This window comes from Streptomyces sp. A01 (assembly GCF_059026195.1).
In genome coordinates this window covers 1-25,032 of the sequence record NZ_JBWLKN010000026.1, presented here as the reverse complement: position 1 = coordinate 25,032, position 25,032 = coordinate 1, and the positions used below count along the sequence as shown (strand labels likewise).

At 71.6% G+C, this 25,032-nt stretch carries 15 protein-coding genes; 13 read left to right on the top strand and 2 right to left on the bottom strand.

Annotated elements, in window-relative coordinates; genetic code table 11:
• The first annotated feature begins 354 nt into the window (after nucleotides 1-354).
• From AC5P1B_RS28170 to AC5P1B_RS28155, 4 genes are all read left to right on the top strand, one after another.
• Nucleotides 355-2,670 (top strand): MMPL family transporter, encoded by a 2,316-nt coding sequence (locus AC5P1B_RS28170; protein ID WP_493890677.1) that lies wholly within the window; start codon nucleotides 355-357, stop codon nucleotides 2,668-2,670.
• Between the two features lie 270 nt (nucleotides 2,671-2,940).
• On the top strand, nucleotides 2,941-3,702 hold the full coding sequence (locus AC5P1B_RS28165) for a hypothetical protein (RefSeq protein ID WP_493890675.1): 762 nt from the start codon (nucleotides 2,941-2,943) through the stop codon (nucleotides 3,700-3,702).
• Nucleotides 3,703-4,004: 302 nt separating this feature from the next.
• Nucleotides 4,005-4,190: a hypothetical protein gene (locus AC5P1B_RS28160; RefSeq protein WP_493890674.1), complete on the top strand. Its 186-nt coding sequence runs from the start codon at nucleotides 4,005-4,007 to the stop codon at nucleotides 4,188-4,190.
• A 331-nt stretch (nucleotides 4,191-4,521) separates the two neighbouring features.
• Complete coding sequence (locus tag AC5P1B_RS28155) at nucleotides 4,522-7,812, top strand: helix-turn-helix transcriptional regulator (protein ID WP_493890673.1); 3,291 nt, start codon at nucleotides 4,522-4,524, stop codon at nucleotides 7,810-7,812.
• A 141-nt stretch (nucleotides 7,813-7,953) separates the two neighbouring features.
• Here AC5P1B_RS28155 and AC5P1B_RS28150 read toward each other — a convergent pair whose 3' ends face one another.
• Both AC5P1B_RS28150 and AC5P1B_RS28145 read right to left on the bottom strand, forming a co-directional pair.
• Nucleotides 7,954-9,144 carry a PQQ-dependent sugar dehydrogenase gene (locus AC5P1B_RS28150; protein WP_493890671.1) on the bottom strand — a complete coding sequence of 397 codons (1,191 nt, stop codon included), beginning with the start codon at nucleotides 9,142-9,144 and terminating at the stop codon, nucleotides 7,954-7,956.
• Nucleotides 9,145-9,546: 402 nt separating this feature from the next.
• On the bottom strand, nucleotides 9,547-10,566 hold the full coding sequence (locus AC5P1B_RS28145) for an aldo/keto reductase (RefSeq protein WP_493890670.1): 1,020 nt from the start codon (nucleotides 10,564-10,566) through the stop codon (nucleotides 9,547-9,549).
• Nucleotides 10,567-10,640: 74 nt separating this feature from the next.
• Here AC5P1B_RS28145 and AC5P1B_RS28140 point away from each other — a divergent pair, with 74 nt between their 5' ends.
• From AC5P1B_RS28140 to AC5P1B_RS28100, 9 genes are all read left to right on the top strand, one after another.
• Nucleotides 10,641-11,603: a 2-hydroxyacid dehydrogenase gene (locus tag AC5P1B_RS28140; protein WP_493890669.1), complete on the top strand. Its 963-nt coding sequence runs from the start codon at nucleotides 10,641-10,643 to the stop codon at nucleotides 11,601-11,603.
• Nucleotides 11,604-11,923: 320 nt separating this feature from the next.
• Nucleotides 11,924-14,896: a putative bifunctional diguanylate cyclase/phosphodiesterase gene (locus AC5P1B_RS28135; protein WP_493890668.1), complete on the top strand. Its 2,973-nt coding sequence runs from the start codon at nucleotides 11,924-11,926 to the stop codon at nucleotides 14,894-14,896.
• Between the two features lie 207 nt (nucleotides 14,897-15,103).
• Nucleotides 15,104-16,972: an acetolactate synthase large subunit gene (locus tag AC5P1B_RS28130; protein WP_493890666.1), complete on the top strand. Its 1,869-nt coding sequence runs from the start codon at nucleotides 15,104-15,106 to the stop codon at nucleotides 16,970-16,972.
• Nucleotides 16,973-17,010: 38 nt separating this feature from the next.
• The gene (gene ilvN, locus AC5P1B_RS28125; protein ID WP_493890665.1) at nucleotides 17,011-17,535 is read left to right on the top strand and encodes an acetolactate synthase small subunit; all 525 of its coding nucleotides are present in this window, start codon (nucleotides 17,011-17,013) and stop codon (nucleotides 17,533-17,535) included.
• 152 nt (nucleotides 17,536-17,687) lie between these two features.
• Complete coding sequence (gene ilvC / locus AC5P1B_RS28120) at nucleotides 17,688-18,686, top strand: ketol-acid reductoisomerase (protein WP_493890664.1); 999 nt, start codon at nucleotides 17,688-17,690, stop codon at nucleotides 18,684-18,686.
• 350 nt (nucleotides 18,687-19,036) lie between these two features.
• Complete coding sequence (gene serA / locus AC5P1B_RS28115; protein ID WP_493890662.1) at nucleotides 19,037-20,641, top strand: phosphoglycerate dehydrogenase; 1,605 nt, start codon at nucleotides 19,037-19,039, stop codon at nucleotides 20,639-20,641.
• A gap of 236 nt (nucleotides 20,642-20,877) precedes the next feature.
• A complete protein-coding gene (locus AC5P1B_RS28110) occupies nucleotides 20,878-21,582 on the top strand; it encodes a TetR/AcrR family transcriptional regulator (protein ID WP_493890661.1) in 705 nt (234 codons plus the stop codon).
• A gap of 750 nt (nucleotides 21,583-22,332) precedes the next feature.
• Nucleotides 22,333-23,865, top strand: a complete 1,533-nt coding sequence (locus AC5P1B_RS28105; protein ID WP_493890659.1) for an MFS transporter — start codon at nucleotides 22,333-22,335, stop codon at nucleotides 23,863-23,865.
• Between the two features lie 191 nt (nucleotides 23,866-24,056).
• Nucleotides 24,057-24,977 carry a serine hydrolase domain-containing protein gene (locus AC5P1B_RS28100; RefSeq protein ID WP_493890657.1) on the top strand — a complete coding sequence of 307 codons (921 nt, stop codon included), beginning with the start codon at nucleotides 24,057-24,059 and terminating at the stop codon, nucleotides 24,975-24,977.
• The last annotated feature ends 55 nt before the right edge of the window (nucleotides 24,978-25,032 follow it).

Sequence of the window (25,032 nt, the reverse complement as noted above, 5' to 3'; positions counted from 1 at the left end):
CACGGGGCCGCGGAGCGGAGCGGGGCAGCAGGCCACGCGGCAGGGCGCGTCATGGCGGGTGGTGCGGGAGCGGCGCTGCGTCGGCCACCGGAACGGTCGTAGCAGCCGTTCCCGCCGCATCACCCGCACCACGGGAATCACCCGATACGTGAACCCTGTGCGCTTTGTGGGGAAAACCACAAAGCGGTCAAACGATCTCCTCGGGCTGTCAGAGTTCTCGGCAGAGGGCCCCGCCGCTCCTTCGTCGGCAGGCGGCGGGTCCCCGAGCCCCCTCGTACGTCACGCGTTCGGCACTCCCGGTGACCTCTCCCGGCGGAGAGCGGCGCCCCAACCGGGAAGCGACACAAGTACACGATGGCCGCACTCGCACGGTGGTGTATCAGGCGCCGTCTCCTCGTCATCGTCCTGTGGCTGGCCGTCCTCGGGGGCACCGCCGCCGCGGCCGCCGTCGCCGGTGCCGCGTACTCCAACGACTACGACGTTCCGGGGACGGAATCCTCGAAGGCCGCCGCGCTGGTGGACAAGGCGTTCCCCGGTCAGTCCGGCGACACCGACCGCATCGTCTGGCACACCGGGGCCGACCGGGAGCCCGTCCGCTCCGCCACCGTGGAGGGGCGTATCGCACCCGCCCTCGACGACATCGCGCGCCTCCCCGGGGTGGCGTCCGTGGTCAGCCCGTATGAGGGCGCGGACGGCGCCCACCAGATCAGCCGCGACGGGCACACCGCGTACGCCACCGTCACCTTCGACAAGCGGGCCGAGGACCTCCCCGTCGGCCAGGCGCGGTCCGTCGTGGAAGCGGCGAAGGCCGTCGAAGGCGACGGCGTGCGCGTCGAGGCGGGCGGCAGTGCCACCGCGCTCACCGAGAAGAGCACCACCCACGTCAGCGAGATCATCGGTGTCGCCGTCGCCGGAGTCGTGCTCTTCATCGCCTTCGGATCGCTCGCCGCCAGCCTGCTGCCGATCATCACCGCCGTGGTCGCCGTCGGCACCGCTGCCATGGGCATCACCCTCCTCGGGCATGTCATGACCGTCGCCGACTTCGCCCCCATGCTGGGCATGCTGATCGGCCTCGGCGTGGGCATCGACTACGCGCTGTTCATCGTCACCCGGCACCGTAAGGGCCTCAGACAGGGCCTGCCGGTCGGGGAGGCGGCCGAGCGGGCGGTCGCCACCACCGGCCGCGCCGTGGTGTTCGCGGGAGGTACCGTCTGCGTCGCCCTGCTCGGCATGCTCATCCTGCGGCTCGACTTCCTCAACGGCGTCGCACTCGCCGCCTCCCTCACCGTCGTACTCACCGTCGCCGCCTCCATCACCCTGCTCCCGGCCCTGCTCGGCGCCATCGGCATGAAGGCGCTCAGCCGCCGGGAACGGCGCCGACTGACCGAGAGCGGACCGCAGCCCGTCCAGCCCACAGGACTCGCCGCCCGCTGGTCCGTCTTCGTCGAGCGCCACCCGCGGCTGCTGGGCGGCATAGCCGCCGCCGTGATGCTCGTCCTGGCGCTGCCGACGTTCTCGCTCCACCTGGGCACCTCCGACCAGGGCAACGGCCCGGCGTCCGCCATCACCCGGCAGGCATACGACCTGCTGGCCGGAAACGCCGAGGACCAGGGTCCCGGCGGCGGCTTCGGCCCCGGCGTCAACGGACCCCTCACCCTCGTCGCGCACCTGGACGGGGCGGACGACCGGGTCGCGCTCAACCGCCTGGAGAACACCCTGCGGCACACCGAGGGCGTCGCCTCGGTGACCGGCGCGGCCACGGACGGCACCGCGACCAACAGCAGCGGCGACACGGGCATCATCACGGTCATCCCGGAGACGCCCCCGCAGTCGCAGCGGACCAGCGACCTCGTGGACCGGCTGCGTACCGACGTCCTGCCCAAGGCCGAGCAGGGCACCTCGCTTGAGGTGTACGTGGGCGGCCTCACCGCCAGCTACGACGACTTCGCCGATGTCATCGTCGGCAAGCTCCCGCTGTTCGTCGGGGTCGTCGTCGGCCTCGGCTGTCTGCTGCTGCTCCTGGCCTTCCGCAGCGTCGGCATCCCGCTGAAGGCGGCAGCCATGAACATCGCCGCCGTGGCCTCCTCCTTCGGCGTCGTCGTCGCCGTCTTCCAGTGGGGCTGGGGCAGCGAACTGCTCGGCCTCGGCAGTGCGGGCCCCATCGAGCCCTTCCTCCCCGTGATCATGGTGTCCGTCCTGTTCGGGCTCTCCATGGACTACCAGGTCTTCCTGGTCAGCCGGATGTACGAGGAGTGGCTGGAGACCGGCGACAACCGGCGTGCCGTCCGTGTCGGCCTCGCCGAGACCAGCCGGGTCATCAACTCCGCCGCCGTCATCATGATCGCCGTGTTCGCCGCCTTCGTGCTCAGTGGTGACCGCATCATCGCCATGTTCGGCATCGGCCTGGCCGTCGCCGTCGCCCTGGACGCGTTCGTCCTGCGCACCCTCCTCGTCCCCGCCCTGATGCATCTGCTGGGCGGCGCCAACTGGTGGCTGCCAGGCTGGCTCGACCGCTGGCTCCCCCGAGTCAGCATCGAGCCCCCCGAGGACACGGCCAGGACCGCCCCCGCAGCCGAGGCCGTCCCCGGAGCCGAGACCACCGCCGACGCCGCGCTCCTCACCGTGCCCGCGCCGCGCGAGACGCGGGACGACCGAGCCGGGGCGCACTGACGTCGCCTGCGTCGTCAGTGCCGCCGCGCGGCCCCGTGCCTCGTGTCGCGCGGCCCCGTGTCGCGCCGCGCTCCATGCCCCACGCCCCGTGCCCCGTCGTCCTCCCGGGGCCAGGGCTCCGGGCTCCATGCCCCGTGGCCCCGTGCTCCGCCGCTCCGTCCGTCCCCGGTGGCCCTGGCCGGGGACGACCGCCCGCTCTTCCGCGCGCTCGCGCGTACCGCCTGCGGTCGCTCAGAGCTTTCTCAGAAAGCACACCTACGGTGTGCCGCCATGGACATCAAGAAGAGCACCAAGCCAGACACGACCGAAACGGCGCCCGAGAACGAGCCTGGTGAAGAGCCGGGATCGGCTGCCCGAGCGGGGCAGGAAACGAAGGACGGGGCGAAGGTCCGGGCCGGGGGAGCGGAGCGGGCGGACGGCGCGGTAGCCGCAGCCGACGGCGGCGCCACCGCCACCAGCGGCACGACAGCCACGCCCACGCTCTCAGCCACCGACATGGACGGCCGCGGCGACGCTGACAGCGACCATGACGACGACTCCGACGACTCCCGTGACTCCGATGGCTTCCCTGACGTCGACGACGCCGATCTGGCGGAGGGGCGGGACGGCGCCGCCGGGAAGGGGATCGGTGCGGGCGCCGCGGCCGTCGTCAGCGCCGCGCTCGGCCTCGCCGGGCTCACCGGCACCTGGGTGGGGGACCTGGTGTCGGAGCGTAAGAAGCTGACAGGTCAGATCGACACGACGAACGGTTCGGCGAGCGACCAGCTCACCGCCGTCTACGGCACCCCGTGGCACACCATCGCGCTGTTCAACGGCTTCTTCGCGCTCGCCGCTGTAGTCGTCGCCGGTGCCGTGCTGCTGCGCCAGTTCTTCAGCGCGTCCGGTCGGCCCGCGGCTCCGTGGGCCCGCGCCGTGGCTCTGGGCGGACTGGCCCTCGGGGTGCTCGGGTTGCTGATCTCCGGCGCCATGTACTTCGACGTCTTCGCCGACCTGCCCTCCGTACCCGACAGCCCTGCCCCTGCGGGCGGCTGACCGCCTTACGGGGCCAACGCCCTTGGCGGCGGGTATGTCGCCGGACAGGCGACGGTCCTTAGCCGTCTCTAAGGCACCTTCCGACCCGCCTAAGGAGGCTGAGACCCGCCTCCGGTCCGATCACCACGGCGCCCTAAGGACTTACGGTGCCGGGAGATCGGGAAGTCTCCCGATGTGCCGCGCCCCCCTGGGCGACGAAGCTGGAAGCACACCAAGAACGGACCCGAGAGGGCCCGGAAGGACCCGCCAACGGGTCCGGCGGCTTCTTGGTCTTCCAGCCTTCATCACCAGGGGAGAAAGCGATGTTCCACTACGAACTGCACCAGCTGCGCGAGGCCGAACTGATCCACGAGGCCGCCACCGGCCGGCTCGCCCATGCCGCCACGCGCCGCCGCGCCGCCACCCGCCGATCGGCCGCTGAAGAACCGGAGGGGCAGGTGAGCAGGCGCGCCCTCCGGTCGGCTCGGTTCCACCGCGCCACCGTCTGAACCGGCCCGACCACCCGTGCCCGCCCGACCATCCGTGCCCGCCCGGCCATCCGTGCCCGCCCGGTCCCACCGCCCCGTGCGCGCCCCGTCTCCCCGTACGGACAGCGACGTCCCGTCCCTCCCCGCCAGGGGACCCGGGGCGGCCTCCCGGGCGGAGGAGACCGCCGCCGCCTCCTCCCGCGTTCTCCACCAGGCGGGTACGCCATCGCACACCGCACCGCGTGCCGGTCCGCACGCCGGAGCGCCCCGAGCGGCGGCAGGCCCCGGGCCTGACGCCGTCGCCCGCACCGGCGCCACGAAAACCACGACCTGGGTGTCGGACCTCTGTGCGATGCTCAGCTCTGTGCAGAACACGTCCATCAGCCCGGTATTCGTCGGCCGCACCGAAGAACTGACCGCGCTCACCGCCGCGCTCGCCCGTGCCACAGCGGGCGAGCCGCAGGTGTTGCTCATCGGCGGGGAAGCGGGTGTGGGCAAGACGCGGCTCGCCGAGGAGTTCCTGGGCGTGGCGTGCGCGGCCGGAGCGGTGACGGCGCTCGGCGGCTGCGTCGAGATGGGCGTGGACGGCCTGCCCTTCGCGCCGATCTCGACCGTCCTGCGGGCCCTGCGGCGACAGCTCGGTGACGAACTGGACCGGGCCGCCGCGGGTCAGGAGGGCGAGTTGGCGCGGCTGCTGCCCGAACTGGGCGAAACCGCCCGCGAGTCGCGGCACGAGGACGGCCGTGCCCGCCTCTTCGAGCTGACCGCCCGGCTGCTGGAGAGGCTGGCCGCCGACCGGACCCTCGTGCTCATGATCGAGGACCTCCACTGGGCCGACCGCTCCACCCGCGAGCTGCTCGGCTACCTCTTCCGGTCCGTCCAGGCCGCGCGGCTGGTCATCGTCACGACCTACCGCTCCGACGACATCCACCGGCGGCACCCGCTGCGTCCGTTCCTCGCCGAGATCGACCGGATGCGCACCGTCGCGCGCATCGAGCTGTCCCGCTTCAACCGCGCCGAGGTGCGCGCGCAGATAGCCGGGATCAACGGCGCCGAGCCCGACGGGCAGCTCGTGGACCGCGTTTTCGAGCGGACAGACGGCAACGCGTTCTTCGTCGAGGAGATCGCCCAGAGCATCAACGACAGCTGCCAGTCCGGGCTCAGCGAATCGCTCCGCGACCTGCTGCTGGTCAGGGTCGAGGCGCTGCCCGAGGACGCGCAGCGTGTCGTGCGGATCGTCGCGGAGGGCGGCTCCCGGGTGGAGCACGGCCTGATCGCGGCCGTCGCGCGGCTCTGCGAGGACGACCTGATCGAGGCGCTGCGCGCGGCGGTCGGCGGCAACATCCTCCGGCCGACCGACGACGACAGCGGCTACCGCTTCCGGCACGCCCTCATGCGCGAGGCGATCGGCGACGACCTGCTGCCCGGGGAGCGCGCTCGGCTCAACCGGCGCTACGCCGCGGCCCTGGAGGCCGCCCCCGGCCTCGTCCGCCCCGACGAGTACGACGCGAGGCTCGCCAGCTACTGGTACCACGCACATGACCCGGCCAAGGCGCTGCCCGCCGTGCTGGCGGCCTCCGCCCAGGCCCGCCGCCGCCACGCCTACGCGGAGCAACTGCGGCTGCTGGAGCGGGCCATGGAGCTGTGGGAAGACGCGCCGGAGGAGGTCAGGACCGCGCAGCGGCCGATGGACGAAGCGGGCGCCTACCCGGCCTGCGGCGTCTGCGAGGACGACGCTCTGCGCCATCTCGACCTGCTCGCCGAGGTCGTGGTCGCCGCTCATCTGTCCGGCCAGCGGGAGCGTGCCCTGGCCGTCATCAAGCGCGCGCTGCCGAAGATCGACGAGAAGAGGGACCCGCTGCGGGCGGCGTGGTTCTGGACCCAGCGTTCGAAGATCATGGAGGGGCTGGCCCGCGGCGACGGCTGGGCGGAGCTCAGCAAGGCGCAGGAGCTGGTGCGCGGGCTGCCGCCGTCGGTCGTGCACGCGGACGTGCTCGCCGCGGCGGCGGGCTGGCTCGCCGTGCACCAGCCGGGGCCCGACAACTACCCCACCGCCGAGCGTGCCGTGGAGCTCGCCCGGCTCGTCGGCGCGGAGGAACTGGAGCTGCACGCCCGGGTCACGCTGGGCTGGTTGATGTTCGACTCCGGCAATGTGGAGGGCGGCCTGGCGGAAATGGCCGAGGCCTGCGAGCGGGCCGTAACGGAGGGCTACGTCAGCGTCATCTCCCGCTGCCACGTCAATCTCGCCTCGGCGCTGGAGGGAGCCGGGCGCTCCGCGCAAGCGGTGGAGGTCGCCAGGGAAGGCATCCAGGCCGCCGACCGCTTCGGTCTTGTGGACACGAAGGCGTGGACCTTCGGCAACCTGGCCGAGTCGCTGATGTCGCTGGGCCGCTGGGACGAGGCGCTGAACGCCGTCAACGACACCGCGCGGTTCGCGCAGGGCACGAAGCCTCGCGGCGCAGCGGCCAGCCGCCGCGCGCACCTGGCCATCGCGCGCGGCGAATGGGACGTGGCGGAGCGGGAGCTGGCGGCCGCGCGAGCCCACTACGGCAGCCATGACCCGCAGCCGCAGTACACCATCACGCTCGCCCGCTTCGCCGTCGAACTCGCGGCGGCCAGCGGCGACGTCGTCCAGGCGCGCGCCATCCTCGACGAGACGCTGGACACGGGAGTGCCACTGGGCACCCAGCGCTACGTATGGCGGCTGCTGCTCGCCGCGGCCACGGCGGAGGCCGAGACACGCGGCTTGCCCGCCGCTGAGCCGGGCAGGGCGGAAGCCCTGGCCCGCATTCGTACGGCGGCACGGCGCCTGGCCCAGCCGGTGCCGGTGTGGCAGGCGTTCGCCCTGATGGTGTCGGCCGAGCTGCTACGGGCGGAGGGCCGCGACAAGCCCTGCCACTGGCAGGAGGCCGCCGCCGCGTTCGAGCCGCTGGACCGCCCGTATCAACTCGCCCAGATTCACTACCGCTGGGCGGAAGCCCGCCTGACCGAGGGAGACACCGCGCCGCCCGCCGACGGTGCGGGGAGCGATCCCGGTGCGGAGGCCGCCTCGCGAGCCGGGGGCCCCGCTGGCGCCGTCTCCACCGGGACGGCGCGTGAGCATGCCACCGTCTTGCTCGCACGCGCGTACGCCACGGCGGAACGGCTCGGCGCGCACCCGCTGCGGGCCGCGATCTCGCTGCTCGCCGCGCGCGCAAGGCTCACTCTCCCGGCGGCGCGTGGCAGCGGCGACGGGGCGGCGGGCGCGGGCGCTGCCGTCCTGCGCGCGATCACCAGCGGGCCCGGCCGGTCGAGGGCGCTGCCCGGTGGCGGGCCGGGGACGGCAGACCGCGCCGCGCCGCCCGCCGTGAAAACCGGGAACGGCGTCCATGCCGGTCCCGCCACCGGTGGCCCGGACACTCCGGCGACGCCTCCCCCCGATCCGGCGGAGGCGTTCCGGCTGACGCCGCGTGAGCGCGACGTGCTGCGCCTGGTGGCCGTGGGCCGGAGCAACCGGCAGATAGCCGAGGAGTTGTTCATCTCCCCGAAGACGGCGAGCGTCCACGTCTCCAACATCCTGGCGAAGCTGGAGGTCTCGGGCCGCGGCGAAGCCGCCGCCCTGGCTCACCGCCTGCGACTGGTCACCACGGCCGAGTCGGCGTAGGAGCCGGGGGCCCACGGCCGCTCGCGCGGTCCCTTTAGCCCGGAAGCGGGCGGGCACGGGCCGCGCTGCCCGTGCCCGCCCCGTGCCGCCGCCCGCCTCGCGCCCGGGGCGGGGCGGGGGCGGGGGGCGGACGACCGGGTGTCACTTCACGTCGAGGCGCAGCACGCGGTCGTCCTGCGCGGCCGGGTCGCCGCGGCCGTCCGTGTTGCTGGTCGTCAGCAGCAGGCTGCCGTCGTCCGAGGTGACGACCGAGCGCAGCCGCCCGTACTCGCCGACGAGGAACTCCTGCGGCTTGGCCACCGGCCGGGTGCCGTCCAGTGGAACGCGCCACAGACGCTCGCCGCCCAGTGCCGCCATCCACACGGAGCCGTCCGCGACGGCGATGCCGCTGGGGGAGGAGTCGGAGGTCTTCCACTGCTCGACCGGGTCGATGAAGCCGTCCGCCTTCGACTCGCCCTTCTCGCCCTTGCCCTCGACGTCCGGCCAGCCGTAGTTGCCGTCCGGCTTGATCAGGTTCAGCTCGTCCCAGGTGTCCTGGCCGAACTCGGCCGCCCACAGCCGCTTGTCCTTGTCCCAGGCCAGGCCCTGGACGTTGCGGTGGCCGTATGAGTAGACGGCCGAGTCCGCGTCGGGGTTGCCGGGGGCCGGTTCGCCGTCCGGTGTCATGCGGAGGATCTTGCCGCCCAGCGACTCCTTGTCCTGGGCCAGCCCGCGGTCCCCGGTCTCGCCCGTGCCCGCGTACAGCATCTTGTCCGGGCCGAAGGCGATCCGCCCGCCGTTGTGGATATGGCCCTTGGGGATGCCCTTGAAGATGGTGTCGGGTGCGCCCAGCTGCTCGCCCTCGGGCCGCTTCTCGTCGTAGAGCATGCGTGCGATGCGGTTGTCGGAGGCGGTGGTGAAGTAGGCGTACACCATCTGGTCCGAGCCGAAGCCGGGCGATATGGCCAGCCCGAGCAGCCCGCCCTCGCCGCTGGGGGAGGCACCGGGCACCGAGCCCAGCTCGGTCTTCTTGCCGTCCTCCGCCCCGATCCGGAAGATCTTTCCGGTGTCCCGCGAGGAGGCCAGCAGGTCACCACCGGGCAGTTCGACGAGGCCCCAGGGCGTGTCGAGCTTCTTGGCGACCGTCCCGACGACGTCGGCCGAGCCCTTCTTGGGCGCCGCCGATGAACTGGCGGTGGAGCCGGGTGACGGAGAGCCACTGCCGGACTTCGTCGGCTTCGCGGACGTCTCGCCGGTGTCCAGGGGACCCTTGCCGTCGCCGTCGGACGAGCAGGCCGATACGAGCAGCAGCGCGGTCACGACGGACGCGGCGGTGAGACCAGGACGTCGCACGATGGGTTCCTCTCACTGGGCACGGAGCCACCGGCCGGGTGGCCTGGGGCGCGGAGACGACGTGCCTGGGCACGGCACTGCTTCTTATACACCGCGTGGCATGAGGAACATGCGGCAGACCGGCTGCCGGGTTTCCGCCCGTCGCCCCGTACGGGCCGTGAGGTGCCGCTCTCCGCACGCGGTTCGGCCCCGTCTCCGCAGGCTTGCTGACGGCCCGTCGTGCGCGGTGGGTCACGCTCCGTGGGCGTGGGTACGGAGTGCGCCGGGCACCATACGCGGGGCGTGGGCTGGTTCGTAGGCGAATATCGGCCACCGGCATCCGACCGGCTTCCGGGGCCCCGCGCTGGAGGGACGCGAGCTGAGATGGCGGCGCGCGGGCGAGCGCCCAGCGTGCCCCTGCCGTCAGTCCCAGGAGCCGCGCGCGGGCGGCAGCGCGGCGATCTCCGCGAAGTCGGACTCAGCCAGCCGTACGTCGGCGGCCTGGGCGTTCTCCACGGCCCACCGCTCCTTCTTCGTCCCCGGTACCGGCACCACGTGCCGCCCTTGCCCGAGCAGCCAGGCGAGCGCCACCTGGGCCGACGTGGCCCCGTGGCGCTCCGCCACCCGGCGCAGCCCGGCCACGATGGGTTGGTTGGCGGCCATCATCTCCGCGGTGAAGCGCGGATGCCTGGCGCGGACGTCGTCGGGTTCGAAGCCCTGACCGGGCGTCAGTGTGCCGCTGAGGAAGCCGTTGCCGAGGGGCATCGCGGCGAGGAACCCGACACCGCGCGAGGCGCACCACGGCACGAGCGCTTCCAGCGCTTCCGGTGACCACACCGACAGCTCGGCCTGTACGCAGCTCACCGGGAAGATCTGCTGGACCCGCTGAAGCTGCCGGATCGTGGCGTCGTGCAGCCGCGCCGCAGCCGACGCGCCGGAGCGCGCTCCGGCGCGTCGAAGCTGTCCGCGCGCCCCCACGGCGCACAAGCCCAAGGAGCGCACCTTCCCCGCGCTGACGAGCTCCGCCATGGCGCCCCAGGTCTCCTCGACGGGTACCTCGGGGTCGGCCCGGTGCAACTGGTAGAGGTCTATCGTGTCGGTCTGCAACCGCCGCAGTGAGGCGTCGCACGCCCGCTTCACATAGCCGGGCCTGCCGTTGGCGACGACATGCTGCTCGCCCACCAGCAGCCCGCACTTGGTGGAGATGAAGGCGTCCGCGCGCCGCTCCTTGAGCACGCGGCCCAGCAGGAGCTCGTTGGTGAACGGGCCGTACATGTCAGCGGTGTCGAGCAGGCTGACGCCCTGGTCGAGCGCGGCGTGCACGGTGCGCAACGAGCTGTCGCCGCTCTGCTGGGACGTGGTGTACGCCCAGCTCATGGGCATGCAGCCCAGGCCGACCGCGCCCACCGACAGCGCCCCCGCACCGATTGTCCTGCGCTCCACCTGCCCGTACCCCTCCCGTTCCCGAACCCCAACGTAACGTCTGTGACCGAGCGCCCTTCGCATAGCCTCCTGTCATGCATGCAGACGACAGCGAATCCGCCCGTCCCCTGGTGTGGCTGCCGGTGCCGCCCGACGAGGTAGAGGGCTTGCCGGAGAGCCTGGAGTACGCGTTCTGGGACGGCGATCAGGCGTATCCGACCGACCCGGCACGCTGCGTTTTCTACGGCGTTCCCTACCTCAAGGGCGCGGAGCTGGCCGTACGCCCGCTTCCCGAGATGCGGCGGGTGCGTGTCGTCCAGACGCTGACCGCCGGCATCGACCACGTGGAGCCCGCGCTGGCGACGCTGCCGCCGGGCACCCGGCTGTGCAACGCGCGAGGTGTGCACGACGCCAGCACCGCCGAGCTCGCGCTCGCCCTCATCCTCGCCGCCCTGCGCGACATCCCCGGCTTCGTGCGCGACCAGGACGCGGGACGGTGGAACAGCGGCTACCGGCCGGCGCTGGCCGACAAATCCGTCCTCATCGTGGGGTACGGGGCGATTGGCAGCGCCGTGGAAGACCGGCTCACTCCGTTTGAGTGCGCGCGGGTGGCGCGCGTCGCGCGCTCCGGCCGAGAGTCCGAGCGCGGTCCTGTGCATCCACTCACGGCACTGCCCGAACTGCTGCCCGAGGCCGACGTCGTGGTACTCACGCTTCCGCTGACGGAGGCCACTCGATCCCTGGTGAGCTCGGGTTTCCTTGGCCGGATGAAGGACGGGGCGCTGCTGGTGAACGTCGCGCGGGGCGGCATCGTGGACACCAAAGCCCTCCTCGCCGAACTGGAGACAGGCAGGCTGCGCGCCGCGCTGGATGTCACCGATCCTGAACCACTGCCGCCCGGGCACCCGTTGTGGCACGCTCCAGGAGTCCTCATCACCCCACACGTGGGCGGCCCCTCATCCGCCTTCCTGCCGCGCGCCAAGCGGCTGCTGCGCGATCAGCTGCGGCGCTTCTCCGCCGGTGATCCACTGCTCAATGTGGTCGCGACCACTGGCTGAAACACACCGAAGCGACACCCGGAACGCACAATTCCGGCACACAGTGAAATCGCGTGATTGCGTTCTGTGTCCACAACGCCCCTACCCGTCACGCTGTGTAGATAGGCTATGTCCCTGTGTGACCGATCTGGTGTATCGTCCGGAACGGGGACCCACGCCTCACATAGCACGGCGTGAGTGATGGACAGATACCGAGGGGGGCGACGGGCGATGGATGGCCGATGGATGGACCACCCGACGCGGCTCACGCGCCGACCACAACGCCGACCAGAGCACCGCATCGCGGGCGGATCGCTGCGCGAGCGGCCGGTGGTGGCACGGTGAGCGCCTCGGGAGCGGTCCTCACCCGCCCGCGCGCGCTGAGCGGCGGCGCCGCGACGGCGCGCCAGCTCCTGCTGACCCTGGTGTGCGGCGGGTACGCCCTGGGTGCCGTGCTGGGCTGGGGTTCCGCCGAACTGGCTCTGATCATGGGCGACTTCGGGCTCTGCGCCGCCGCCCTCGGTGCCGCCGTCTCCTGCTTCTGGTACGGGCGGACGCGTTCCGGCCGCTTCAGCCCGGCCTGGTTCATGTTCGCGGGGTCGTCCGCCATGGCCGCGCTGGGCAACGGCGTCTGGGGCTGGTACGAGGTGGTGCTGCGGCAGCCGGTGCCGACGCCCTCGTTCGCCGACTTCTGCTTCCTGATGTTCGCGCCGCCCGCCATCGTCGGGCTGCTCGTGCTCGCCAAGCGCCCGGTGAACCGGGCGGGCTGGCTGTGTCTCAGCCTCGACTCCTGGCTGATCGCTGGTTCGCTGCTGACCCTCTCGTGGAGCCTCGCGCTCGCCCACACGGCGCGCTTCGACGGCGAGAGCGTGGCCCGTACGGCACTCTCACTCGCCTACCCGCTGCTCGACATCGCCCTCGTCAGCGTCGTCCTCGCGGTGCACTTCCGGCGCTCATCGGCGAACAGGTCCGCCATCAACACCGCCATCGGCGCCCTGGCGCTGACCGTGCTGTGCGACGCGATGTTCACCTCACCGCTGCTGCGCGAGCAGTACCGCTCCGGGCAGATCCTTGACGCCGGATGGTTCACAGGCTCCCTGCTCCTCGCCTACGCGCCGTGGGTGGCCAAGCGGTCCGCCCAGGACTGGGACCGGCAGGTGCGCCGCCCGCAGCCCGCGGGGCGCCCCATCGCCAGCTCGCTCGCCGCCCTCACGCCGTATCTCGCCGCCGCCATCTGCGTCCTGGGCATCATCTACAACGTGCTCCACGGCCGCGCGGTGGACCGGGTCGTGCTCTTCACCGGTTGCGCGGTCGTGCTCGCGCTCGTCGTCCGGCAGGCCATCATGCTGATGGACAACATCACCCTCACCCAGGAGCTGGCGCAGAAGGAGAACCACTTCCGCTCCCTGGTGCAGGGCTCAAGCGACGTCATCATGATCGCCGCGCCGACCGGCATACTGCGCTACGTCAGCCCGGCGGCCTCCGGCGTCTACGGGCGCGACGCCGACGAGCTCACGGGCTCCGAGCTGGCCTCGCTCATCCACCCCGAGGACCTGGGCCCGGTCGTCCACGAGGTCCGGCGCTTCCTCGCCGCGCCGCCGAGCAAGGAACCCACCACCCGCATCGAATGCCGCTTCCGCTCCGGTACCGGCGAGTGGCTGAACGTCGAGTCCACCGTCAACCGGCACCACGGCGGCCTGATCCTCAACAGCCGCGACGTGACCGAGCGCGTCCGGCTCCAGGCCCAGCTCCAGCACAACGCCGAGCACGACCCGCTGACCGACCTGCCCAACCGGGCGCTGTTCACCCGGCGCGTGCGCCAGGCGCTCTCCGGGCGCCGCCGCACCGACGCCGGGACGGCCGTGCTCTTCATCGACCTCGACGGCTTCAAGGCGGTCAACGACACCGTCGGCCACCAGGCGGGCGACGAGCTGCTGATCCAGGCCGCCCGCAGGCTCCAGGAGTCCGTGCGGTCGGGCGACGCCGCGGCCCGCCTCGGCGGTGACGAGTTCGCCGCCCTGATCATGGGCGACGGCAGCAGGGACCAGGCCGCCCACGAGTACCGCGTCCACGACATCGCCGACCGGCTGCGGCTGGCCCTCTCCCGCCCGTACCGCGTGCAGGGCACCGAGGTCCGCGTCGCCGCCAGCATCGGCGTGGCCTTCGCCGAGCCCGGCATCACCCCTGGCGAGCTGATGCGCAACGCCGACCTCGCCATGTACCGGGCCAAGTCCGGCGGCAAGAACCGTGTCGAGCTGTACGCCCCGCAGATGCAGGCCGACGTGGCCCGCCGCACCGAGCGGGCGACCCGGCTGCGCACCGCCCTGCACGACGGCGAGTTCGTCCTGCTGCACCAGCCCGTGGTCGAGCTGAACAGCGGCCGTATCGCCGCCGCCTCCGCCCAGCCGCGCTGGCGCTCGACCCAGGGCATTCTCTTCACCCCGGCCGAGTTCCTGCGGGTGACCGACGGCGGCCGTAGCGCCGACGGCGGCCGTAGCGCCGAGGGCGGCCGGGGCGAGGACGCCGCCCGCAGCGCCGAGCTGGGGCGCTGGACGCTGGAGGAGGCCGTCGAGCAGGCCGCCCGGCGCCGCCGCGCCGGGCACACGGTGCCCGTGTCCGTCCGGCTGCCCGCCAGCCGCCTGCTGGACAAGGCCATGCCGCCCAAGAGCGTGGAGGCCCTGCTCGCCCGGCACAGCCTGCCGTCCGGCAGCCTCATCGTCGAGCTCGCCGAGAGTGACCCGCGGCTGCCGATGGACGACCTGGAGAACCGGCTGATGGCCCTGCGCCGCCTGGGCGTACGCATCGCCCTGGACGGCTTCGGCAGCGGGTACGCGGCGATCAGCGCGCTGCGCAGACTCCCCATCGACATGGTCAAACTCGATCGCGGCCTGGTCGAAGGCGTGCTGGAATCGGCCCGGCTCCACAAGATCACCGCAGGGCTGCTGCGTATCGCCACCGACCTCGGCACCGAGTCCGTGGCGGAAGGGGTCGACCTGCCGGAGCAGCTGGCCGCCCTGCGCGCCATGGGATGCACCCATGGCCAGGGCGCGGTCTTCTGCGGCCCGCTCGACGAACACCGGCTGCGCCGCGCCCTGACCGCCGGCGGGTACCCGCTGCCGCGCCCGGAGCCGCGCCGCGTGCCGCGCGCCGAGACCCGCTCCGACTACCGGCCCGATTTCCACCCCGAGCCCCCCGCGCTCGTCGGCGGAGCCCTGCCGGTGCGGTACAGCGGTTCCCACGGGACACGACGCCACGAGTCACTCGCCCATACGCCATTGCGTTCAAATAATGAGACGCCCGTCCCACCCACTTGACACTCCCTAGCCGCCGGGGGGAGGGTCAAAGCCATGCGCACCCGAATTCTCGTACTTGGACAGCGCGTCGGCTAAGCAGGGTCAAGACGAAATCCCCTGCGGACCTCCTCCCGACGCGCTCCCCTCGCTTGCCTCACGGCACGAGGGGTTTTTTGTTGCACTGACGCATCTCCCACCCCCGCACGAACCCTCATCTTCGAGAAGAGAATGCCGATGACCGAGCAGGCCACCGGGGCCCACCATCCCCAGCCGCGAGCCCGTAGCGGCGGGCCGCAGCCCGTCACCACCGAGCACGTCACGGGCGCGCAGTCCCTCATCCGCTCTCTTGAGGAAGTCGGAGCCGACATCGTGTTCGGCATCCCCGGCGGCGCGATCCTCCCCGCGTACGACCCGATGATGGACTCCTCGAAGGTCCGGCACGTCCTCGTCAGGCACGAGCAGGGCGCGGGCCACGCCGCCACCGGCTACGCGCAGGCCACCGGCAAGGTCGGCGTCTGCATGGCGACCTCAGGTCCCGGCGCCACCAACCTCGTCACCCCGATCGCCGACGCCCACATGGACTCCGTCCCGCTGGTCGCGATCACCGGTCAGGTGGCTTCCAAGGCGATCGGCACGGACGCCTTCCAGGAAGCGGACATCTGCGGCATCACCATGCCGATCACCAAGCACAACTGGCTGGTCACCAACGCGGACGACATCCCGAAGACCATCGCTGAGGCGTTCCACGTCGCCTCGACCGGCCGCCCCGGCCCCGTCCTCGTCGACATCGCCAAGGACGCCCTCCAGGCGCGGACCACGTTCGTGTGGCCACCGCAGACCGACCTCCCCGGCTACCGCCCCGTCACCAAGCCGCACGCCAAGCAGATCCGCGAGGCCGCCCGGCTGATCAACCAGGCCAAGCGCCCCGTGCTGTACGTCGGCGGCGGCGTGATGAAGGCCCGCGCCACCAACGAGCTGAAGGTGCTCGCCGAGCTGACCGGCGCGCCCGTCACCACCACGCTGATGGCACTCGGCTCCTTCCCCGACACCCACCCGCAGCACCTGGGCATGCCCGGCATGCACGGCACCGTCGCCGCCGTGACGGCGCTGCAGAAGGCCGACCTGATCGTCGCCCTCGGTGCCCGCTTTGACGACCGGGTGACCGGCAAGCTCGACTCCTTCGCCCCGTACGCGAAGATCGTGCACGCCGACATCGACCCCGCTGAGATCGGCAAGAACCGCACCGCCGACGTGCCGATCGTCGGCGACGCCCGCGAGGTCATCGCGGACCTCGTGGCGGCCGTCCAGGCGGAGCGCGGCGCCGGAAACGAGGGCGACTACACCGCCTGGTGGGCGGACCTCAACCGCTGGCGCCAGACGTACCCGCTCGGCTACGACCTGCCCGCGGACGGCAGCCTCTCGCCGCAGCAGGTCATCCAGCGGATCGGCCAGCTCGCCCCGCAGGGCACCATCTACGCGGCCGGAGTCGGCCAGCACCAGATGTGGGCCTCGCACTTCATCGACTACGAGGAGCCCTCGACCTGGCTCAACTCCGGTGGCGCCGGGACCATGGGATACGCCGTCCCGGCCGCCATGGGCGCCAAGGCCGGACAGCCTGACCGCACCGTGTGGGCGATCGACGGCGACGGCTGCTTCCAGATGACGAACCAGGAACTGGTCACCTGCGCCCTGAACAACATCCCCATCAAGGTCGCCATCATCAACAACGGGGCGCTGGGCATGGTCCGCCAGTGGCAGACCCTCTTCTACAACCAGCGCTACTCCAACACGGTGCTGCACTCCGGCGGTCCCACCACCTCCGGTGACAACGCCACCAAGAGCGCCGGGACCCGGGTGCCCGACTTCGTGAAGCTGGCCGAGGCGATGGGCTGCGTCGGCCTGCGCTGTGAGGACCCCGCCCAGCTCGACGCCGTCATCGAGAAGGCCAACTCCATCAACGACCGCCCCGTCGTCGTGGACTTCATCGTCCACGAGGACGCCATGGTCTGGCCGATGGTCGCGGCGGGCACCTCCAACGACGAGGTCATGGCCGCCCGCGGCGTCCGCCCGGACTTCGGCGACAACGAAGACGACTGAGCCGTCCGAGACGACTGAGAAGCAGAGAGACCGAGCCCATGTCCAAGCACACGCTCTCCGTCCTGGTGGAGAACACCCCCGGCATCCTCGCCCGGATCGCCGCGCTGTTCTCACGCCGTGGTTTCAATATCGACTCCCTCGCCGTCGGCGTCACCGAGCACCCCGACATCTCCCGTATCACCATCGTGGTGAACGTCGAGGAGCTGCCGCTGGAGCAGGTCACCAAGCAGCTCAACAAGCTCGTCAACGTGCTGAAGATCGTTGAGCTTGAGGACAGCTCCGCCATCCAGCGCGAACTCGTCCTGGTGAAGGTCCGCGCCGACAACGAGACCCGCTCCCAGGTGGTGGAGATCGTCCAGCTGTTCCGCGCCAAGACCGTGGACGTCTCCCCGGAGGCCGTCACCATCGAGGCGACCGGCGGCAGCGACAAGCTGGAAGCCATGCTGAAGATGCTGGAGCCGTTCGGCATCAAGGAGTTGGTGCAGTCGGGCACCATCGCCATAGGGCGTGGGGCGCGCTCCATCACCGACCGGAGCCTGCGCGCCCTCGACCGCTCCGCGTAGGCCCGGCCCCACCAGGCACGAGCCGCGCCGGACCGCCCCACCAGGCGGCTGTCCGGCCGGCTCCCCGGACCGCATAGCGAGACCCGAAGACCTTCCTCCGTCCGCCCGTCATACGGTGGGACGCACAACCGAAACGCTAGGAGATACCCGAAGTGGCCGAGCTGTTCTACGACGCCGACGCCGACCTGTCCATCATCCAGGGCCGTAAGGTCGCGGTCCTCGGTTACGGCAGCCAGGGCCACGCCCACGCGCTGTCGCTGCGCGACTCGGGCGTCGACGTCCGCGTCGGCCTGCACGAGGGGTCCAAGTCCAGGACCAAGGCCGAGGAGCAGGGCCTGCGCGTGACGACGCCCGCCGAGGCGTCCGCCGAGGCCGACGTGATCATGATCCTCGTCCCGGACCCGATCCAGGCCCAGGTCTACGAGGAGTCCGTCAAGGACAACCTGAAGGACGGCGACGCCCTGTTCTTCGGCCACGGCCTCAACATCCGGTACGGCTTCATCAAGCCCCCGGCCGGTGTGGACGTCGCCATGGTCGCCCCGAAGGGCCCGGGCCACCTGGTCCGCCGCCAGTACGAGGAGGGCCGCGGCGTTCCGTGTATCGCGGCCGTCGAGCAGGACGCCACCGGCAACGGCTTCGCGCTGGCGCTCTCGTATGCCAAGGCCATCGGCGGCACCCGCGCCGGAGTCATCAAGACCACCTTCACCGAGGAGACCGAGACCGACCTCTTCGGCGAGCAGGCGGTGCTCTGCGGTGGCGCTTCCGCGCTGGTCAAGGCGGGCTTCGAGACCTTGGTCGAGGCCGGTTACCAGCCGGAGATCGCGTACTTCGAGTGCCTCCACGAGCTGAAGCTGATCGTGGACCTGATGTACGAGGGCGGCCTGGAGAAGATGCGCTGGTCGGTCTCCGAGACCGCCGAGTGGGGCGACTACGTCACCGGCCCGCGGATCGTCAACGACGGCACCAAGGCCGAGATGAAGAAGGTCCTCTCCGAGATCCAGGACGGCACCTTCGCCAAGAACTGGATGGCCGAGTACCACGCGGGTCTGCCGAAGTACAACGAGTACAAGAAGGCCGACCAGGACCACCTCCTGGAGACCACGGGCAAGGAGCTGCGCAAGCTCATGAGCTGGGTCGACGACGAGGCGTAAGCCCTTGGCGCGCGGCCGCGCCGCGGCTCTTTTCCCTCCGCCCGCCCCGGTCCGCCGGGGCGGGCGGAGGGCCCGTTGCCGCGTCCACGGGCCCGCGCCCGCCCCTGCCGGGCCGCTGACCTGCCGCTTCGCCCCGCCGACGCCATGACCCTGTGCCGTTGTCCACCGCGTACAGCCACGACCGGGTGATGCTTCCGCGACGGCGCAAGACTCCAGCTCATGCGCCACTACACTGCTTTCCACAAGCGCGTCAGGCTCACAGCGTCGTGCGTCTTCCACGCGGCTGCCCCCTTCACCGCCTTCGGCCGTCGGGACGGCCGTCCTAGGGACTAGTGAGGACTGAGGACCACGTGAGCACTGCTACGTCCAGCAAACCTGTCGTACTCATCGCTGAAGAGCTGTCACCCGCCACCGTCGACGCCCTGGGACCGGATTTCGAGATCCGGCACTGCAACGGCGCCGACCGGGCCGAGCTGCTCCCCGCCATCGTCGACGTGGACGCCGTGCTCGTGCGCAGCGCCACGAAGATCGACGCCGAGGCCATCGCCGCCGCGCGCAAGCTCAGGGTCGTCGCCCGCGCGGGCGTGGGCCTCGACAACGTCGACGTGTCGGCCGCCACCAAGGCGGGCGTGATGGTCGTCAACGCGCCGACCTCGAACATCGTCACCGCCGCCGAGCTGGCCTGCGGCCTGCTCGTCGCCACGGCGCGCAACATCCCGCAGGCGAACACCGCCCTGAAGAACGGCGAGTGGAAGCGGAGCAAGTACACCGGCGTCGAGCTGAGCGAGAAGACCCTCGGCGTCGTCGGCCTCGGTCGCATCGGTGTGCTCGTCGCCCAGCGGATGTCCGCGTTCGGCATGAAGATCGTCGCGTACGACCCGTACGTGCAGCCCGCGCGAGCCGCGCAGATGGGCGTCAAGCTGCTCTCGCTGGACGAGCTGCTCGCGGTCGCCGACTTCATCACCGTCCACCTGCCGAAGACGCCCGAGACGCTGGGGCTCATCGGCGAGGACGCGCTGCACAAGGTCAAGCCGGAGGTCCGCATCGTCAACGCGGCCCGGGGCGGCATCGTCGACGAGGCGGCGCTGGCCTCGGCGCTCAAGGAGGGCCGGGTCGCGGCCGCGGGCCTCGACGTGTACGCCACGGAGCCCTGCACCGACTCGCCGCTCTTCGAGTTCGACCAGGTCGTGGCCACCCCGCACCTCGGTGCTTCCACGGGGGAGGCGCAGGAGAAGGCGGGCATCTCGGTCGCCAAGTCGGTCCGGCTCGCGCTGGCCGGTGAACTGGTGCCCGACGCGGTCAACGTGCAGGGCGGCGTGATCGCCGAGGACGTACGGCCCGGGTTGCCGCTCGCCGAGAAGCTGGGCCGGATCTTCACGGCGCTGGCCGGTGAGGTCGCGGTCAGGCTCGACGTCGAGGTCTACGGCGAGATCACCCAGCACGACGTGAAGGTGCTCGAACTCTCCGCACTCAAGGGAGTCTTCGAGGACGTCGTCGATGAGACCGTCAGCTACGTCAACGCGCCGCTGTTCGCGCAGGAGCGAGGCGTCGAGGTCCGGCTGACCACCAGCTCGGAGTCGGCCGAGCACCGCAACGTGGTGATCGTGCGCGGCACGCTCTCCGACGGCGAGGAGGTCTCGATCTCCGGCACACTGGCGGGCCCGAAGCACCTGCAGAAGATCGTCGCGGTCGGCGAGCACGATGTGGACCTGGCGCTGGCCGACCACATGGCCTTCTTCCGCTACGCGGACCGGCCGGGCGTCGTCGGCACGGTGGGCCGCATCCTCGGCGAGGCGGGTATCAACATCGCGGGGATGCAGGTCTCCCGGGCGGCGGCGGGCGGCGAGGCGCTGGTGGCGCTGACGGTGGACGACACCGTTCCGGCCACGGTGATGGCGGAGATCACGGAGGAGATCGGCGCGACGTCGGCGCGGTCGGTGGACCTCACGGACTGAGGCGAACGGGCGCTCCGGCGCCGTGTGTGACTGGGCCTGGCCCGCTTCGGCGGGGTGGGCCCAGTTTTTTTGGCGTATTTTTCATCAGGTGATGAATTTCTGGCGCCGAGGCTCTACGCTGTTCTAAGTGGAGAGATTTCATCCACCTATCGACTTCCCCGCTCTCTGCCTGGATTCACCAGGCCCGTCTCCGCCCGTCCCGGCCCCGTGTCCGAGTCCCTCCGAGGAGGAATCCCGTGTCCGCCGACAGCGACACCCCCGCCAGCGCCACCAGGGCGCCCGTACGTATGCGCGCCGACGCCCGGCGCAACCGGGAGCAGATCCTGCACGCCGCCCGGGAGGTCTTCGTCGGTCAGGGACCGGACGCCCCGTTCGACGAGATCGCCCGGCGCGCGGGCGTCGGGGTCGCCACCCTCTACCGGCGCTTCCCCGACCGGTCCGACCTGATCCTGGGCGTCGCGGTCGATGTGCTGACGGACCTGGGGGAGGCCGCGGCCGAAGCGGCGGAAGCGGAGGACCCGTTCGAGGGGCTCCGCCGCTTCATGCACGCGGCCCTCGACCTCAAGGTCGGCTCGGTGATGCCCGCACTGATCGGGCGGTTCGCGGTCGACGACGCGCTTGACGGGGCCCGCGGTGACGCGGCCGACCCCGTCGAGGAACTGGTGGCCAAGGCCCACGCCGCCGGAACCCTCCGCCCCGACGTGGCCTTCGGTGACATCGCGCTGATGATCATCCGGCTGTCCCGCCCCCTCCTGGGCGGGCAGCTCCCGGAGGATGACGCTCTGGCTCACCGGCAGCTGGAGATCTACGTCGACGGCCTGCGCACCGCGCACGACGCAGCCGAAGGCCGCACCGGGCTGCCCGGCCCCGCCGTGGACATGAGCTGGTTCAAACGGATGAGGGCGCGCGTACTCGGCGGCACTCCCCGCGACGGCGGCTGAGCCGATGACGACATATCCGCTGCCGATGGAGCCGACGACAACTGAGCGATGACGACCGCCCGGACAGGAACCGCACCGAGGAGGGCCGAACCGAGGAGGGCCGAACCGAGGGGGGCGAACCGAGGAGGGCCGAACCGAGGGGCCTCGCCCAACTGGACTGAACGCCAACTGAGCTGAACGACAACCGAATCGAACAACCGTCGAATCGAACGACAACTGAACCGGCGAACCTGAAGGCCGTCCACCGCCCGGCGGAATGTGAAGCCGTGCGCTTGACGACCCGGAGCCCCCGGCGGGATGAACGACGCCCCGCGCTGTGGCGCCGTGCCCCGTGTCGCGTGCTTCGTAGCGCCGCGCCCCGTGCGCGTCGGTGGGCGGCACTCCGTGCTCCGTGCTCCGTGCGCGTCAGCGCGTGGCCACCCCGTGGCCCCGTGCCCCGTACCCCGTGCCCCGTGTGTATCGGCGCGTGGAGCCCCGTGCTCCGTGTCCGTGCGTGGCGCCGTGCTCCGTTGCTCCATCGCTCCGGCCCGTGCTCCATCGCTCCCTGCTCCGTACCCCGTAGCCGTCATGCCCGTCAGGTCGTGGCACTCGGCGCCGCGCCAGGGGCTAGTGCCCCGCTTCGGCGGTCACCTGCGTCGGCCCCATGCCACCCACCGGGGTCCGGTCCCGCTTCCACATCTCCCCCTCCGCGGCGTCCCGCCCCCCCCCCCAGCCCCCGATGTCACACTCGCGTACCAGAAAGGCGACACCATGCCCGTCACCGACCCCAAGCCCGAGGGCCAGCGAGGCCCCGAGCCGGCGGCGCAGCCCGCCGAAGCCGCACGGACCCACCCCAAGCGGTGGCTGGCGCTGCTCTTCGTCGGCCTGGCCCAGCTGATGATCGTGCTCGACATCACCATCGTGAACATCGCGCTGCCCTCCGCGCAGCGCGACCTCGGGGTATCCGATGGCGACCGCCAGTGGGTGATCACCGCGTACACCCTCGCCTTCGGCAGCCTGCTGCTGTTCGGCGGCCGTATCGCCGACTACACCGGCCGCAGGCGGGCCTTCCTCATCGGCCTTGTCGGCTTCGCCGGGGCCTCCGCGCTCGGCGGCGCGGCCGGCAGCTTCGGCGTCCTGCTCGGAGCCCGCACGCTCCAGGGCGTCTTCGCCGCGCTGCTCGCCCCGGCGGCGCTGTCCCTGCTCGCCGTGATGTTCACCGAGGCCAAGGAACGCGCCAAGGCGTTCGGTGTCTTCGGCGCCATCGCCGCGGGTGGTGGCGCGATCGGCCTGGTGCTCGGCGGGCTGCTCACCGAGTACCTCGACTGGCGCTGGTGCCTGTACGTCAATGTGCCGATCGCTCTCGCGGCGGTCCTCGGCTGGTCCGTACTGCCGGTCGACGCCCGCCCCGCGGGCAGCCGCGGCCGGTTCGACCTCCCCGGAGTCCTGCTGGCCGTCGGGGGACTGGTGGCTGTCGTCTACGGGTGCAGCGAGGCGGAGTCGCAAGGCTGGAGCTCAGGCACCGTCCTCACGCTGCTGGTCACCGGCGGGGTGCTGCTCGCGGCCTTCGCCGTCGTGGAAGTGAGGGTCGCCCAGCCGCTGCTGCCGCTGCGCGTGGTGCTCGACCGTACGCGAGGTGGCGCCTATCTGGCGGTGGGCCTCTCGGTGGTCGGCATGTTCGCGATGTTCCTCTTCCTCACCTACTACATGCAGATCGTCAAGGACTACTCCGCCGTCGTCACCGGTCTGGCGTTCCTGCCGCTGACGGCCGGTGTGCTGTTCGCGGCGGGCGGGATCGCCGCGCGCCTGATCCCCAGGGTGCCGCCCCGTGTCCTGATGACGCCCGGCATGCTGATCGCCGCGGCTGGTGTGGCCTGGCTGATCCCACTGGAGCCCGACAGCTCGTACGCGGCCGGGGTGCTGCCCGCCGAACTCCTCGTCGGCATCGGCATGGGCCTGGTGATGGCTCCCGCGATGAACTACGCCACGCACGGAGTCGCCGCCGAGGACACCGGCATCGCCTCCGCCACCGTCACCACGGCGCAACAGATCGGCGGCTCGATCGGTACGGCTCTGCTCAACACCGTCGCCACCAGCGCCACATCGGACTACATGGCCTCACACGGCCGCTCTCCGCTGGCCGCCAGGGAGGCGCTGACGGACGGCTTCTCGCACGCCTTCGTCTGGGCCTCGATCATCCTTGTGGCGGGCGGGCTGATCGTGGGTGTTCTGATGAACACTCCCCGCCCGCGGCGCGAGCCGGGCACGGCGGATGCCGCGCCCGCCGCCGTACACCTGGGCTGACCCCCCATCAGCCGCGCCGCCCCGTAGGGGGCACCCGTCCGGTACGCGTCCGCGCGCGCGAGGCCGCGCGTCAGGTGAGCCTCAGGGGCGGTGTCGGGGGCGGGTCCGGGGCGGGGATCGTCTGGCCGGATGAGCCCCGGGCGAGCCGCGATCGTGAGGATGGAGATCCACCACGAGAGAGGTCACTCATCATGCGGAAATCCGCCGCGACCGGTGCCGTCCTCACCGCCGCGTTATTGGCGGCCATCGGTCCCGCAGCCGCCGGTAACGGGGCGGTCGGCGGCACCGCCGCCCCGGTCGCCCCAGCCGCTCCGGTGGCGGAGACCGCCGGTGCCCTCCCGCCGCTGAACCATGCCGTCCTGCGGCAGGCGATCAGCGGGCTGCCGGACGACAAGGTGACCGCCGCGCTCGTCAAACTGAGCGGGAAGTCCGGAAGGTGGTCAGGCACCTCCGGGCACGCCGATGTGCACACCGGGCGCCCCGTGCCCGCCGATGCGCGGTTCCGCATCGGCAGCGTCAGCAAGGTGTTCACGGCCGCCGTCGTCCTGCAACTCGCCGCAGCGGACCGGATCGACCTCGACCGGCCGGTCCAGCACTACCTGCCGGACCTGCTGCCCGCTTCGTACCCGGACATCACCGTCCGCCAGTTGCTCAACCACACCAGCGGGCTGCCCGAGAGCCGAGAGGGAGGCGGAGACGCTGCCTGGTTCGTCAAGCACCGGTTCGACAGCTGGACGCCGCAGGAGATCGTCGCGTCAGCGGCCAAGAACGACATGGCCTTCGCGCCCGGTACCCAGCAGGCGTACAACGGCACCAACTACTTCGTCGCAGGACTGCTGATCGAGAAGGTCACCGGCGCGTCGTACGCCCATGAGGTCGACCGCCGCGTGCTGCGCCCGCTCGGCCTGCGCCACACCTATGTGCTGGACCGCAGGGACTCGCGCCTCCCGGGCCCCCACGCGCACGGTTATGTCCGGGTCGACGGCGAACTGGTGGACGTCACGGAGCAGAGCGCTTACCCGTGGGCCGAGGGCGGGCTGATCTCCACCAGCGCGTACCTCACCCGCTTCTTCAGCGCGCTCTACCGGGGTGACCTGTCTCAAGGAATCTAGTCGTCGACGAGCTTTTGACCTGGTGGGACTTGGTTGGCTGAGACGGGAGACTCCT